This is a genomic window from Streptomyces sp. NPDC127595, assembly GCF_042671685.1.
GTDB lineage: Bacteria > Actinomycetota > Actinomycetes > Streptomycetales > Streptomycetaceae > Streptomyces.
On record NZ_JBHXWK010000002.1, the window covers coordinates 68,757 to 82,996 of the forward strand.

At 70.5% G+C, this 14,240-nt stretch carries 15 protein-coding genes; 9 read left to right on the forward strand and 6 right to left on the reverse strand.

Going from position 1 to position 14,240, the window contains the following annotated elements; genetic code table 11:
* Nucleotides 1-68: 68 nt before the first annotated feature.
* On the reverse strand, nt 69-248 hold the full coding sequence (locus tag ACFVKT_RS06710; RefSeq protein ID WP_384388132.1) for a hypothetical protein: 180 nt from the start codon (nt 246-248) through the stop codon (nt 69-71).
* A 225-nt stretch (nt 249-473) separates the two neighbouring features.
* Between ACFVKT_RS06710 and ACFVKT_RS06715 the strand changes: the two genes are divergently transcribed.
* Entirely contained in the window at nt 474-827 is a 354-nt protein-coding gene (locus ACFVKT_RS06715) for a carboxymuconolactone decarboxylase family protein (protein WP_385728311.1), read from the forward strand.
* A gap of 46 nt (nt 828-873) precedes the next feature.
* On the opposite strand, the gene ACFVKT_RS06720 is transcribed toward ACFVKT_RS06715, so the two are convergent.
* On the reverse strand, nt 874-1,749 hold the full coding sequence (locus ACFVKT_RS06720) for an undecaprenyl-diphosphate phosphatase (RefSeq protein ID WP_385728313.1): 876 nt from the start codon (nt 1,747-1,749) through the stop codon (nt 874-876).
* Nucleotides 1,750-2,079: 330 nt separating this feature from the next.
* Here ACFVKT_RS06720 and ACFVKT_RS06725 point away from each other — a divergent pair, with 330 nt between their 5' ends.
* The 3 genes from ACFVKT_RS06725 to ACFVKT_RS06735 are packed head-to-tail and all read left to right on the forward strand — an operon-like array spanning nt 2,080 to nt 4,960.
* On the forward strand, nt 2,080-3,294 hold the full coding sequence (locus ACFVKT_RS06725) for a Gfo/Idh/MocA family protein (protein ID WP_385728315.1): 1,215 nt from the start codon (nt 2,080-2,082) through the stop codon (nt 3,292-3,294).
* Nucleotides 3,291-4,232 carry a PmoA family protein gene (locus ACFVKT_RS06730; RefSeq protein ID WP_385728317.1) on the forward strand — a complete coding sequence of 314 codons (942 nt, stop codon included), beginning with the start codon at nt 3,291-3,293 and terminating at the stop codon, nt 4,230-4,232. Before ACFVKT_RS06725 ends, ACFVKT_RS06730 begins: the two co-directional genes overlap by 4 nt.
* On the forward strand, nt 4,226-4,960 hold the full coding sequence (locus ACFVKT_RS06735; protein WP_385728319.1) for a cupin domain-containing protein: 735 nt from the start codon (nt 4,226-4,228) through the stop codon (nt 4,958-4,960). Before ACFVKT_RS06730 ends, ACFVKT_RS06735 begins: the two co-directional genes overlap by 7 nt.
* Before the next feature lie 28 nt (nt 4,961-4,988).
* Here the strand turns inward: ACFVKT_RS06735 and ACFVKT_RS06740 are convergent, their stop codons facing one another.
* On the reverse strand, nt 4,989-5,450 hold the full coding sequence (locus tag ACFVKT_RS06740) for a winged helix-turn-helix transcriptional regulator (RefSeq protein WP_385728321.1): 462 nt from the start codon (nt 5,448-5,450) through the stop codon (nt 4,989-4,991).
* Nucleotides 5,451-5,551: 101 nt separating this feature from the next.
* On the opposite strand from ACFVKT_RS06740, the gene ACFVKT_RS06745 reads away from it, so the two are divergent.
* Nucleotides 5,552-6,721 carry a thiolase family protein gene (locus ACFVKT_RS06745; protein WP_385728323.1) on the forward strand — a complete coding sequence of 390 codons (1,170 nt, stop codon included), beginning with the start codon at nt 5,552-5,554 and terminating at the stop codon, nt 6,719-6,721.
* Nucleotides 6,722-6,753: 32 nt separating this feature from the next.
* Here the strand turns inward: ACFVKT_RS06745 and ACFVKT_RS06750 are convergent, their stop codons facing one another.
* A complete protein-coding gene (locus tag ACFVKT_RS06750; RefSeq protein WP_385728325.1) occupies nt 6,754-7,572 on the reverse strand; it encodes a TVP38/TMEM64 family protein in 819 nt (272 codons plus the stop codon).
* Between the two features lie 49 nt (nt 7,573-7,621).
* Between ACFVKT_RS06750 and ACFVKT_RS06755 the strand changes: the two genes are divergently transcribed.
* The 3 genes from ACFVKT_RS06755 (at nt 7,622) to ACFVKT_RS06765 (ending at nt 10,937) form a co-directional block, all read left to right on the forward strand.
* A complete protein-coding gene (locus ACFVKT_RS06755; RefSeq protein ID WP_385728327.1) occupies nt 7,622-8,356 on the forward strand; it encodes a DNA alkylation repair protein in 735 nt (244 codons plus the stop codon).
* A 353-nt stretch (nt 8,357-8,709) separates the two neighbouring features.
* Nucleotides 8,710-9,879, forward strand: coding sequence for an elongation factor Tu (gene tuf, locus ACFVKT_RS06760; protein WP_385728329.1), 1,170 nt, complete (start codon nt 8,710-8,712; stop codon nt 9,877-9,879).
* A gap of 164 nt (nt 9,880-10,043) precedes the next feature.
* Nucleotides 10,044-10,937: a spermidine synthase gene (locus ACFVKT_RS06765; RefSeq protein WP_385728331.1), complete on the forward strand. Its 894-nt coding sequence runs from the start codon at nt 10,044-10,046 to the stop codon at nt 10,935-10,937.
* Here the strand turns inward: ACFVKT_RS06765 and ACFVKT_RS06770 are convergent.
* Both ACFVKT_RS06770 and ACFVKT_RS06775 read right to left on the reverse strand, forming a co-directional pair.
* Nucleotides 10,899-12,215 (reverse strand): MFS transporter, encoded by a 1,317-nt coding sequence (locus ACFVKT_RS06770; RefSeq protein ID WP_385728334.1) that lies wholly within the window; start codon nt 12,213-12,215, stop codon nt 10,899-10,901. The two genes, ACFVKT_RS06765 and ACFVKT_RS06770, sit on opposite strands and share 39 nt — an antisense overlap.
* A gap of 183 nt (nt 12,216-12,398) precedes the next feature.
* On the reverse strand, nt 12,399-13,430 hold the full coding sequence (locus tag ACFVKT_RS06775) for a hypothetical protein (RefSeq protein ID WP_385728336.1): 1,032 nt from the start codon (nt 13,428-13,430) through the stop codon (nt 12,399-12,401).
* Nucleotides 13,431-13,606: 176 nt separating this feature from the next.
* Between ACFVKT_RS06775 and ACFVKT_RS06780 the strand changes: the two genes are divergently transcribed.
* Complete coding sequence (locus ACFVKT_RS06780; RefSeq protein WP_385728338.1) at nt 13,607-14,059, forward strand: DUF4442 domain-containing protein; 453 nt, start codon at nt 13,607-13,609, stop codon at nt 14,057-14,059.
* Nucleotides 14,060-14,240: the final 181 nt, after the last annotated feature.

The following is a 14,240-nucleotide window of genomic DNA, read 5'->3' on the forward strand; positions in this document are numbered from 1 at the left end:
CAACTGCCCGCCCCCGAGGGCCCGTCAGGACTCCGGCCTCAGGCCACCTCGGGAATCAGGCTGCGGTCTCAGGCCGCCTCGATGATCTCGCCGCGTATCGCCTTGGCCCACTCCACGACCAACAGCTCATACTCTGCTCGCTCCTGCGCCGAGAGGGAGCCGCCTGCGCGCATCCACAGCGCGCGGATCTGTTCGTTCACCGCGGCGGCAGACCGCACGGAACCAGAGGCCACGAAGTTGGGGGACATGGTGCAAGCCTAAGGGCAAGGACTGACAGTCCGCTACCAGACGGCTACTCAGGTCGTATGTGGTTGGTCACGGCTGCCGCTTTCACTGCCGCCCGGCGCCACCCGTGAACCCCTGAGGCTCTTCAAGGTCGTCGAGCGCCACCCCGAACTTGCCTCGCGCATGCGGGTGTTGGGGGCGGGCCTCCTCGGCCACGGCCGGCTGGGGGGGGCGCTGACCGCGAACTCGTGATCGCCCGCGTCACGGCCCGCGCCGGATGCGCGTACGAGTGGGGCGTCCATATGGCGGCGTTCGCCGAAGCGGCCGGACTCGGTCAGGAGCAGATCACCCGTACCGCGACCGGCGAACCCGACGACCCCGCCTGGTCCGCACGCCAGACGGCCCTGCTGTGTGCCGTGGACGAACTCCACGCCACCTCGCAGTTGAGCGACGGGACATGGGACGGACCGCGGGAGCATCTCGACGAACTCGAAGTCCTGGAGCTACTGGTCCTCGCGGGCTGGTACCGGACGATCGCCTACGTCGCCAACGGTCTGCGGATCCAGCAGGAGCCCTGGGCCCGCCCCCTGCCCGGGAGTTGAGCCCTCGGCACGCCGACTCGGTGGTGGCGTGCCGGAACCGAGCTTGTCAGCCCGCCGACTCCGCGGCGTGCGGGCTGAGCGCGCCCGTCGTCACCAGCGCGATGATGACGATGCCGAGCGCGATGCGGTAGTAGACGAACGGCATGAAGCTCTTGTGCGAGATGAATTTCATGAACCATGCGATGACGGCGTACCCGACCACGAACGCGATCACCGTCGCGAAGATCGTCGGGCCCCAGTCGACATGGCCCCCCTCGCTGGCGTCCTTGAGCTCGAAGACCCCGGAGGCGAGGACGGCCGGCATGGCGAGCAGGAAGGAGTAACGCGCCGCCGCCTCACGGGTGTAGCCCATGAACAGACCGCCGCTGATGGTCGCACCGGAGCGGGAGACGCCGGGGACCAGTGCCATCGCCTGGCAGAGGCCGTAGAGGAGGCCGTCCCTGGTGTTGAGGTCCTGAAGTGTCTTGCGTTCCCTGGCGGCCCGGTGCTTCCCGCCCGTCTCGTCGCGGGCGGCGAGCCGGTCGGCGATACCGATGACGATGCCCATCACGATCAGCATCGTGGCGGTGATCCGCAGATCACGGAACGGCCCCTCGATCTGGTCCTTGAGCGTCACCCCGAGCACACCGATCGGAATCGAGCCGACGATCACCAGCCAGCCCATCTGCGCGTCGTGATCGCTGCGCATCGCCTTGTTCACCAGCGAGCGTGACCACGCCGAGATGATCCGCGCGACATCCTTGCGGAAGTAGATCAGTACCGCGGCCTCGGTGCCGAGTTGGGTGATCGCGGTGAAGGCCGCGCCGGGGTCCTTCCAGTGCGCGAACGCCGCCGTCAGACGCAGATGCGCGCTGGAAGACACGGGAAGGAACTCGGTCAGCCCCTGGACGAGTCCGAGGATGAGGGATTCAAACCAAGACATGAAGTTACGTGGTCCCAGTACTGATCGTGGAGGGGCGACGGGCGCACCGCGCCGCGCCGCTGATCGCGGTGATCACGGGTGGTGTTGAGGGCAGCGTAGCGTCCCCGTCCGACAGTCCTGCCACAGGGGTTTCGTAGGCGGAGGGCGCGGGACGCCTCGGTGGTCGGTCCGGGTGCTGGACGGCCGCGTTCCAGGTGTTGACCTGCGGCTGGGCCGACGCTTACGTTTCAGCAGTTGGGAAAGCGCTTGCTGTCGCCGGGGCTCGCCCGGGTGTCACCAGGCGTTGGCCAACGTCTGACGACCACGTCCGATGGAGTGCTGATCACGCCCATGCGCACACCCCGCAATGCCACCACCCCCGCGAGCTCCCCGAACCGTCTCGCGGCCCCGCTCGACGGCCGCCGTATCAGGGCCGCCGTCATCGGTACGGGTGCCATCGCGCGGGGCAGTCATGTGCCCGCGCTCGCGCGGCTCGCCGAGGAGGGCGAGACGGAGATCGTCGCCGCGGTCGACATCGCCGAGGACGCCGTACGGCAGTTCTGTGCGGAGGCGGGCATTGAGCACGCGTACACCGATCTCGACCGCATGCTCGAAGAGCAGCGGCCGGACCTGGTCGTCATCTGCACGCCGCCGACCCTGCACCGCGAGCAGACCGTTGCCGCGCTGCGCGCCGGTGCGTGGGTGTGGTGCGAGAAGCCGCCGGTCCCGACGCTCGCCGACTTCGACGCCGTCGAGGCGGAGGAGGGGCTGGGCGGGGGACCGTACGCCGCGATCGTCTTCCAGCACCGGTTCGGCTCGGGCGCGCGCCATGTGAAGCGGCTGATCGCCGAGTCGGCCATGGGCCGTCCGCTCGTCGCGCACTGCCAGACCACCTGGTACCGCAACGCCGCCTACTACGCCGTGCCCTGGCGCGGGCGTTGGGAGACCGAGGGCGGCGGGCCCGCGATGGGACACGGCATCCATCAGATGGACCTGCTCCTGGACCTGATGGGGCCCTGGAGCGAGGTGCGTGCCATGGCCGGACGCCTCGTGCACGACGTGGAGACGGAGGACGTGTCGACCGCTCTGGTCCGCTTCGAGAACGGCTCGCTGGCGACCGTCGTCAACAGCGTGCTGAGCCCGGACGAGGTCAGTCGCATCCGCATCGACTGCGAACGAGCCACCGTCGAGCTCACCCACCTCTACGGTCACAGCAACGACAACTGGCGCATCACTCCGGTTCCGGGAACCCCGGACGCCGACGTGGCAACCTGGCGCGACTTCGGTATGGATGTGCCGAGTTCGCATCTCGCACAACTGCGGGAGCTGGTCGCGAGCATGCGCGCGGGCGAACGGCCGCGCAGCAGTGGCGCCGACGGGCGCACCAGCCTCGAACTGATCACCGCGCTGTACAAATCGGCGTTCACGGATGCGACGGTCCGTGCCGGGGAGATCGGTCCGGGGGATCCGTACTACACAGCCCTGCACGGGGGAGCGCCGGGCTGGGCGCCTGCGGTGTCTCGTGGCTCTCGGGTGTCCCAGGAGTCCCAGGGAGTGCCGGCATGACCACGCCTCCGGAGGGCGGCCTGCGCATCGTCCACGCGCACGGCGAGCGCGTGACCATCAGCGAAGCCGGCACCGGCGTCGAGCTGTTGAGTTATGTCTACCGTCCGGAGGCCGCGTGGGAGTCGCCGAAGCCGTATCTGCATCCCCTCAGGACCCTCGCGAACAACGTTGTCACCGACTACCGGCCCCATGACCACCGCTGGCACAAGGGTCTCCAGATGACGGCCTCGCACCTCTCCGGCCAGAACCTGTGGGGCGGCAACACATACGTTCACGGAGAGGGATACCTCCAACTCCCGGAGCGCGTGGGATCGATGGCGCACATCGCCTTCGACCGGGTGGACTCGGACGGCAGCCGCGCGGTCATCTCGGAGCGGCTCACCTGGCATCCGTACGACGGTGAACTGTGGGCCGACGAGGAGCGCCGGATCGAGGTGCACGACGTCGATCCCGAGTCGGATTCCTGGGCGCTGACGTGGACCACCGCGGTCACCAACCGGCGGGAGGTGCCACTGCGCTTCGGCAGTCCGACCACCGGGGGGCGCGAAATGGCTGGCTACACGGGCCTGTTCTGGCGCGGACCGCGGTCCTTCCGCGACGGGCGGGTCATCAGCCCCGACTCCGAGGGGGCCGAGCTGATGGGCCGGCAGGCACCCTGGCTCGCGTACTCGGGGGAACACGACGGCTCCGACGGACACGCGACGCTCGTCTTCGCGCACGCCCCGGAGAACGATCACTCAGGGGAGGCGGGAGCCCACCCGGCCCACTGGTTCGTGCGCAGCCAGCCCTTCGCCGCCGTCGCCCCGTCGCTCGCCTTCTACGACGAACTGGAACTGGCACCCGGCGACACGCTCACCCGCCGCTATCGGGTCGTCGTGGCCGAGGGGGCCTGGGAACGCGAGGAGATCGCGAAGTACCTGGAGGAGCACCCGTGGTGAGCTCGTGGGGCGCACCGGGTGAGGCGGGCCTCGCCGGCCTCCCGGGAGCCGTCGCCGTCTCACACCTGCGCGCCTACGACTGGCCCGCGGCCGACGGCGTCCGCGGCGGAACTCCCCATGTGCACCTGGTCTGTTCTGAGGCGTACGTCGTGACCGGCGGGCGCGGCGAGGTGCAGACGCTGACGACATCCGGGTACCAGGTCACGCCGCTCTCACCCGGCACCGTCGCGTGGTTCACGCCGGGCACCATCCACCGGCTGGTCAACGAGGACGACCTGCGCATCACCGTCCTCATGCAGAACGGCGGGCTGCCGGAGGCAGGCGACGCCGTGCTCACGCTGCCGCCGCGCTACCTGACCGATGCCGAGACATACGCCGCCGCGACGGTCATCCCGGCCGACGCGCCCGAGGAGGAACGGGAGCGGGTCGCCCGGGCCAGGCGCGACCTCGCTGTCGAGGGCTATCGGGCGCTGTGCGATGCGGACGGACCCGAGTCGCTCGCGGCGTTCCACCGGGCCGCGGGCCTTCTGGTCCGGCCCCGGCTCGCCGAGTGGCGCGAGCGGTGGCGGCGGGGCGCCGAGGCGGCAGCCGCGGCCACGGGGCAGCAGCTCGACCGTCTTGAGCGGGGCGACACCTCCCACCTCGGCGACGCCCTCGTACGGACTGAACAGCCGTCCGCGCACGGCCGGTTCGGGATGTGCGGACGGCTCGACGTCTACGATCAGTGAGTGGCCCGGGTTTCGCGGTGGCCGTCCGCTAGGCCGCCGTGGGTCCCGCCACCGTCCAGCCCGGGGCCTGCGGGTGTGCCGTCAGGTCGCCGTGTTCGACTTCCTTGCCGCACTCCCTGCAGACGACCTGCGGGACCAGTTCGTTGCCGCAGGTGTGCTCCAGCACCATGGGCCGGAAGCCGTCCTCCTGGAGGTGCCGGTCGCCCCACGCCATGAGTGTGAGCAGGACGGGCTGCAGTTCCAGTCCGGCCGCCGTGGCCCGGTACTCATAGCGCTTGGGGCGATCGCTGTACTCGACCTTCTCCAGCACTCCGGCGTCGACGAGCCGCTTCAGCCGGGCGGTCAGTACGTCACGCGGGGCGCCGATGTTACGGACGAGCTGGTCGAAGCGCGTGGCGCCGAGCGCCACCTCGCGCAGCACGAGCAGGGAGTACTTCTCGCCGACCAGAGCGAGAGTGGCGGCGATCGAGCAGGGGCGGGCGTCCTTCATGCGACCAGTCTACCGGGTGGGTTGGTTGTTCCAACCCACTGAGCTACGCTGGGTCGCCGGGTGAGTTTGAAATGCAAACTCGTTGAGTTTGGAGATCAGCCATGCGTGACGCCGTCATCGTCGAAGCCGTACGCACCCCTGTCGGCAAGGGCAAGCCGAACGGCTCCCTCGCCCACGTCCACCCCGTGGAACTCCTCGCTCACACGCTGCGCGCCCTCGTCGAACGCTCCGGAGTGGACCCGGCGCTGATCGACGACGTCATCGGCGGGACCGTCGACCAGGTCGGCGAGCAGGCCATGAACACCACGCGGTACGCCGTACTCTCCGCCGGCTTCCCCGACACGGTGCCCGCGACCACGGTGGACCGTCAGTGCGGCTCCTCGCAGCAGGCCGTGCACTTCGCCGCGCAGGGGGTCATGTCGGGCGCGTACGACATGGTCATCGCCTGCGGCGTGGAGTCGATGAGCCGCGTGCCCATGTGGTCGAACGTGCCGGCGGGCAAGGACCCCTTCGGACCCGGAGTCGCCGAGCGCTACCCGGAAGGCCTCGTGCCGCAGGGCATCAGCGCCGAACTCATCGCCGCCAAGTGGGGCATCTCGCGCGACCGGATGGACGCGTTCGCGGTCGGCTCGCACCAGAAGGCGGCCGCGGCCTGGGACAAGGGTCTGTTCGACGCCGAGGTCGCGCCCCTGGACGGGGTGGCCCGCGACGAGTGCGTCCGGCCTGCCACCACCACGGAGATTCTCGGCGGACTCAAGCCCGCCTTCCACGACCCCGGCTTCGGCGAGCGCTTCCCGCAGATCGACTGGTCGGTCACCGCGGGCAACGCGAGCCCCGTCAACGACGGCGCGTCGGCCGTGCTCATCACGTCGGGCGAGACAGCCGCCCGTCTCGGCCTGCGCCCCATCGCCCGCCTGCACAGCTTCGCCGTCACCGGCTCCGACCCGCTGCTGATGCTCACCGGCGTCATTCCGGCCACCGAGAAGGTGCTCCGCAGGGCGGGCCTCACCCTCTCCGACATCGACCTCTTCGAGGTGAACGAAGCCTTCGCGACCGTCGTCCTCGCCTGGCAGCAGGAGACGGGCGCGGACCTGGCCAAGGTCAACGTGCACGGCGGGGCGATCGCGATCGGCCACCCACTCGGCGCCAGCGGAACGCGTCTGACGACCACCCTCGTCCACGCGATGCGCGCTCACGGAGCCCGCTACGCGCTGCAGACGATGTGCGAGGCGGGCGGGCTCGCCAACGCGATGGTCCTGGAGGCCGTGTGAGACCGCCTTCGGCTTGACCGGGGTAGCCGGGGCTAACGGCCGCGCAGGTGGTGGCGCTTGCGCCAGGCCACCACAACTCCGGCGACTGCCGGTACGGCGATGAAGGCCATCGCGATGAGGAAGGCGGGCGATGTCGGTGCCGAGGCCTGGGCGCCGGCGACGACGTACGCGGCGGTGTTCGGGATCGTGCCGAGCGCCGTCGCCAGGAGGAACGGCAGCCAGCCCATCCGGGAGACGGCCGCGCAGTAGTTGGCCGCCCAGAACGGGATGCCCGGGAACAGCCGCGCCGCCATCATCGAGCGGAAGCCGTGGCGGCTGAGCTGTCCGTCCGCCGCCTTCAGCCACCGCCCACGCAGGAGCGGGCGCAGCGCGTCCTGCCCGAGCAGCCGGCCGAGCCCGAAAGCCAGTCCCGCACCGAGCACACTGCCCCCGATGGCAGCGGCGAGGCCGAGCTGGGAGCCGAAGAGCGTGCCCGCCGCAAGGCTGAGCAGGGGCCGTGGCATGAACGCGACCGTGACAAGGCCGTACGCCACCGCGAAGGCTACGACCGCCGCCGCACCGTTGAGCTGTGACGGCCAGCCGTCGGAGAGGAGCCGCTGTGGCTCGAACAGCAGCACACTCGACCCGGCCCCCGCGAGCAGCACCATCAGCAGAGAGAGCCGCGACCAGGGCGAGAGCAGGGCTCTCGTGCAGCGCGCGGCCAGGACGGCTGGTGTGGCGGTCGGACCTGGAGATCTGCCGACGGCGATCTCCGCGGCGATGGCGAGTTCCTTCGCGACGGAGAGCTCCGTGGCGGCGGCCGGGGGAGTGGCCGTGGCGGTGCCCCCAGAGTGGGTGGTGGCATCGAGCATCCGGTGACACTAGCCGAACGAGATGTGTGATCGCCGTATGGTTCGTCTCATGGGCGTCACAGCTTCCGGAACGTCAGGGTGGTCGTTCGAGGTGCCGAACAGCGTCCTGGCGGAAACCCTGTTGAAACGGGTCACGGTCACGTACGCCGCGGCGGCCGATCCGCAGCGGGCCGAGTCGATGCGCTCGTACATGAAGGACATCGCGCCCTTCCTCGGCCTCACCACACCCGAACGCCGCGCCCTGTCGCGGACCGTCCTACTGAACACCGCGCCTCCCGACGAGGCAGACTGCGTCGCGGTCGCCCTTCGCTGCTGGGCGTTGCCGGAGCGCGAGTACCACTACTTCGCCGTCGACTACCTGCACCGTCACGTCAAACGCCTGTCCTCCGGCTTCCTGCCGGTGGCGCGGCATCTCGTCTCCACGGTCTCCTGGTGGGACACCGTCGACGCACTCGCCGCCCACGTGGTGGGAGGCCTGGTGGCCGCCGACCCGAAACTGAAGACCGACATGGACGCGTGGATCACGGACGCCGACCTGTGGGTCGCGCGCACGGCCCTGCTCCACCAGCTCCGCTACAAGGACGCCACCGACACCGAGCGCCTCTTCGGGTACTGCGTCCGCCAGGCCGGGCACCCCGAGTTCTTCATCCGCAAGGCGATCGGCTGGTGTCTGCGTGAGTACGCGAAGACCGATCCGCAGGCTGTACGGGATTTCGTGGCCCGGGAACGCGGGCGGTTCGCGCCGCTGTCCGTGCGCGAGGCTCTGAAGAACATCGGTCCCTGAGGGCCGGCGGTCCCTGGAGAACATCGGCCCCTGAGGGCTCCAGGCGCACCAGCGGAAACACCCCCCTCCAGGGTGCGAAAAACCATTCGACGCGGGCAGACGCGTCGGCGAAGATCTCCTCATGTTCCGGTACGCCTTCCTCCTCGCAGCATCCGCAGTCGCGGATGCGCCGAAGGCTGCCGTCCCGATCATCGTGGCCGCCGTAGACGGCGCCCGAAGCTGACCCTTCCCGGATCGTCCGGCGGACCCCGCAGGGGGAGGGTCGGCAAGTCCTTGGGGTCCCCGTCCCGGCTCATACGCGCCGGGGCCATCACTCAGCTCCGCTGACACTGAAGAGGCTTCGAGGTACAGCCATGCCCAAGACGGCTTACGTGCGGACCAAGCCGCACCTGAACATCGGCACCATGGGTCACGTCGACCACGGCAAGACCACCCTGACCGCCGCCATCACCAAGGTCCTCGCCGACCGTGGCTCCGGCACCTTCGTTCCGTTCGACCGGATCGACCGGGCGCCGGAGGAGGCCGCGCGCGGGATCACCATCAACATCGCGCACGTCGAGTACGAGACCGACACCCGGCACTACGCGCATGTCGACATGCCGGGTCACGCCGACTACATCAAGAACATGGTCACGGGGGCCGCCCAGCTCGACGGGGCGATCCTCGTCGTCTCGGCGCTCGACGGGATCATGCCGCAGACCGCCGAGCACGTGCTGCTCGCCCGGCAGGTGGGCGTCGACCACATCGTCGTCGCGCTCAACAAGGCCGACGCGGGTGACGAGGAGCTCACCGACCTCGTCGAGCTGGAGGTCCGGGAGCTGCTCTCCGCGCACGGGTACGGCGGAGAGTCCGTACCGGTCGTACGGGTGTCCGGTCTCAAGGCCCTTGAGGGGGACCCCCGTTGGACGGCGTCGATCGACGCGCTGCTCGACGCGGTGGACACGTACGTGCCCATTCCGGAGCGGTACCTGGACGCGCCGTTCCTGTTGCCGGTCGAGAACGTGCTCACGATCACCGGGCGCGGGACCGTCGTCACCGGGGCGGTCGAGCGCGGCACGATCCGGGTCGGAGACCGCGTCGAAGTGCTCGGCGCCGCCGTCGACACGGTGGTCACCGGCCTCGAGACCTTCGGCAAGCCGATGGAGGAGGCGCAGGCCGGGGACAACGTGGCGCTGCTGCTGCGCGGGGTGCCGCGCGACGCCGTCCGACGCGGGCACATCGTCGCCGCGCCGGGAAGTGTCGTGCCCAGCCGTCGGTTCTCGGCGCAGGTGTACGTCCTCTCGGCGCGCGAGGGGGGTCGTACGACGCCGGTGGCCACCGGGTACCGGCCGCAGTTCTACATCCGCACCGCGGACGTGGTCGGCGATGTCGACCTCGGGGAGGTGGCCGTCGCCAGGCCCGGTGACACCGTCACGATGGCGGTGGAGCTCGGGCGGGACGTTCCGCTGGAGCTCGGGCTGGGCTTCGCGATCCGGGAGGGGGGCCGGACCGTTGGTGCGGGGACGGTGACGTCGGTCGGCTGACGGGGGTGTGGGGTGCGGGTGCCTGCCGGGGTGCAGGCGCCCGCACCCTCCTCCGAGGCGGGCAGTTTTCGCCCCCTCCACCCCTGCCCGTCCCGTATCCGGGGGCTCCGCTCCCAGACCCCCGTTCGCCCGAAGGGCTCGTCCTCAAACGCCGGACGGGCTGGATGGTCTCGGGCGGAGCTGATGGAGGATGGCCGCACAATGGACCCGTGGACGACGAGCCGATACCCGTGACACGGGACGTGGATCACGGGATCGCCAAGCTGATGCCGGACGTGGACCGGAAGCGGGCGTGGCTGCTGACGGTGGACGGGGCGCCGCAGTCGTATGTCGATCTGGACGCGCCGACGCATCTGGAGTTCGAGTACGCGCGCCGGCTCGGGCATGTGGTGGACACGGTCGCGGAACCGGGGAGGCCGCTGGACGTACTGCACCTTGGGGGAGGCGCGCTCACCCTGCCGCGCTATGTCGCCGCGACGCGGCCGGGGTCGCGGCAGGACGTGGTGGAGGCCGACGGCGGCCTGCTCTCCCTGGTCGTCGAGCACCTGCCCGTGTCCGACGGCGCGGCCATCGCGCTGCACGGTGCGGACGCCCGCGCCTGGACCGAGGCCGCGGCGCCCGACTCCGTCGACATCGTGATCGCGGACGTCTTCGGCGGCTCTCGCGTCCCGGCGCATCTCACCTCCGTGGCCTACGCGCGGGCGGCCGAGCGGGTCCTTCGCGCGGACGGTGTCTACCTCGCGAACCTCGCCGACGCCGCGCCCTTCGCCTTCCTGCGCTCCCAACTGGCCACGTTCGCCACGGTTTTCGAGGAGCTGGCGCTGATCGCCGAACCCGGGGTCCGGCGCGGCCGCCGCTTCGGCAACGCGGTGCTCGTGGCCTCCCACCGCCCGCTCGACACCGCCACCCTCGCCCGCCGTACCGCCTCCGACGCCTTCCCGGCGCGTGTCGAACACGGCGCCGTGCTGCGGGAGTTCATCGGCGGCGCGAAGCCCGTACGGGACGCGGACGCGGTCCCCTCACCCGAGCCGCCCGACGGTGCCTTCAGCATCGGCTGACCCCGGTACGCCGTTCGGCCTGGGCGTCCCCTGCGCCACCGCCTTCGTCCGCCGCGTCAGATTCCGTACGTCCGGAACACAAAGCACCGCCGCCGTGACCACCACGACGAGGACGGCGCAGCCCCACAGGGAGGCCGTACGGCCGAAGGCCAGCTCCGCCGGGCCCGCCAGCGCCGTGGCCAGCGGAACCATCGCGATCGACCCGAACCAGTCGTAGGCGGAGACACGCGAGAGCTTGTTCTCGGGGATCTCCTGGTGCAGCGCGGTCATCCACGAGACCCCGAACACCTCGATGGACAGACCGCTGACGAGCATCACCGCGCACAGCCAGCCCAGTGGCAGGGGTATCGCGAGCGCGGCGGACGGGGCGGCGAGGGGGAAGACGCAGAGGGTGCCGGCGAGCAGGAGGCGGCGCGGTTTCCAGCGGGTCATCAGCAGCGCGCCGCAGACGGTACCGAGGCCGAACGCGCCGAGGGCGAGCCCCCACGGGCCCGCCCCGCCGAGACTGTCCCGGGCGACCAGCGGACCGTAGACCGCCTCGGCCGCGCCGACGACCGCGACGACCACGGAGAACTGCGCGACGATCGTCCACAGCCACTGTCGTCCGATGAACTCCCGCCAGCCCTCACGGAGATCGGAGAGCAGGCCACCGCCGGGTTTGCGCGCCGGAATATGGCTGACGTCGAGGAAGGCGCGCAGCGACCCGGCGACCGCGAACGCCACCGCGTCCACGGCCAGCACCCAGCCGGGCCCGATCGCTGCCACCATCGCCCCGCCGAGGGCCGCGCCGCCGAGCCCGGCGCCGTGCATCGCCATCCGGAACATAGCGAAGGCCCGGCTCGCCTGGGGCCCGCTCACCGAGGACATCAGCATGCCCTCGGCCGCCGGGTTGAAGAAGGCCTGCCCCGTGCCGCCGAGCGCGCTCAGCAGCATCATCTGCCACAGCAGTGGCTCGCCGGCGATGACCAGCGTCGCGAACGCCGCCTGCGAGACGCAGTTGAGGGCGTTGGCCGCCACCATCACCCGGTGGCGCGGCAGCCGGTCCGCCACCGCGCCGCCGATCAGCAGGAAGAGCACCAGCGGCAACGTCCGCGCCGCGGCCACCAGTCCCACGTCACCCCCGTCGCCGCCGGTGTCGAGCACCGCGAACGCCGAGGCGATCAGGGCGCCCTGGCTGCCCAGGTTGGTGGCGATCGCGGCGGCGGTCAGCAGGGTGTAGTTCCGGCCGGCCCAGGAAGGGCGGCGCAGGCGTCGGGGGGAGTCGGCGGCAGAGGTCACCGGGTGACTATCCCTGCCGAGGGGCCGGCTTGCCAAACCTTTTGCCAACGGCAGGAGGGGATGGTCCGCAGGTCAAGGGACCCTGCGCACGGCCTTACGGAACTCCTTGCCGCGCGGGCCGCGACTCACCGCCTCGGGATGTCGGCACGGTGAGCGCGTCCCGGGTTCACCCGCTCCCGCGCCCTACCCCGTCGGCTCACCGTGCAGCCGTACCGTGCTGAGGATCTTCTGCACGGTCGCGTCCGAGACCTCCTCGGACACACCCTTGGCTCCGTAGAAGGTCCAGGACACGAAGTCCTCGGCCGAGTTCTTGAAGGCGAAGGTGGTCGCCTTGCCGTCGGAGGAGCACTTGTCCTTCTTCGGGACGCCGGACGAGTACGTCGTCGCGACGCTGCCCGTGATGCCCGAAGTTGTCGTGTACGCCTTCGGCTTGCCGATCGTGAGCAGCTTCTTCGAGGCGTCCTTCTGGTCCGTGTAGCCGCCGAAGACCCACCAGGCCGAGTCGTTCTGTGCGACGTCGTCGGTGTTCTTGGCGCCGCTCTGCCCCTTGGTCCCCACGGCTGCCAGCGCCGACTCCTCCTCGTAGCCGTCCTTGTCGGAGTCGGACGTGCACCACTTCTCCTGGAGGAACGCGGGAGCGGACATGCCGATCAGTACCGAACCGTCGCCCTTCTTGTCGTCCTCGAAGCCGATGAACGTACCCGGAGTCTGGACCTCCCAGTCCGCCGGTACGTCGAAGGCCGTGCCCCACTTGGGGTTGACGACGACCTTCCAGCCCGCGACCGTCGCCTGCTCCTCGTCGCCGCCCCGCGGGTTGTCGTCACCGCCGCTAGCGCTCGGCGACGTGGAGGCGGACGCCGAGGGGGACTTGGACGGATCGCCGCCCGCGTTGTCGTCCTTGTCGCCGCCGAGGACGAGGAAGCCGGTGACACCGGCTGCGACCACGACGGCGGACGCCGCGACGATTGCCGTGATCTTGGTCTTGTTCCCGCCGCCACCCGGACCGCCAGGGGCTTGCGGCGCCCCGAGCGGCACCGTCGGAGCCCCCCACTGCGGCTGCCCCGGCTGCTCTCCGTACGGGTTGGCCTGCGGATACCCCGTGTGCTGGTATCCGGGCTGTTGGTACGGATTCGGCTGCTGGTACCCCGGCTGCTGGTACGGGTTCTGGTCCTGCGGGTTCTGCTCGCCCCCGGGCGGCTGCTGTCCTGGCCACATGGGGAGTCACCTTAGTGCCGCCTGTGACTCGTTTCGGTCACTGCGTCTCGTCAGACATGTACCGGACGGGATGTCAGGGGTGGACCGCTGCCCCCTGGCCGCACAGGCGGCATAACGATCCTGCGAACCGCGCCGGGCGCTGGTCAACAGTTGCTACTCGTGGGTAACATGCGGGTATGAGCGCAGACCAGATGTCGATCGGCGAGATGCTCGCCGCCACCGTGCCGATGGCCCGGACCCTGAACCTGGATTTCGTGGAGACCACGCCGGAGAAGGCCGTGGTGGCCCTGCCGGACCAGAACGACTACCACAACCATGTCGGCGGCCCGCACGCCGGAGCGATGTTCACGCTGGGGGAGTCGGCGAGCGGGGCGATCGTCCTCGCCGCGTTCGGTGACCAGTTGTCGCGCGCCGTGCCGCTCGCCGTCCGCGCCGAGATCGCGTACAAGAAGCTCGCGATGGGGCCCATCACGGCCACCGCCACGCTCGGCCGCCCCGCCGTCGACGTCGTCGCCGAACTCGACGCCGGTCAGCGTCCGGAGTTCCCCGTCGCCGTGGCCATCCAGCGCGGGGACGGTGCGGTGACCGGTGAGATGACGGTCGTCTGGACGCTGCGCCCGAACAACTGAGCCGGGATACGGCCCTGTCGGTCACGGGGGCGATCAGGGGCGGTCGCTGAGCCGCCGGTCCCCGGACCCGGCCACGGAGGTGAGCGCGTGACACGCCGCCCGGTCGTCCGGCGCACCGGCCTCGCCGCCGCCGGAGGCGATTGGCTCCCCTCCCTGAGCAACGGTTAGGCTCGCGAGGCCA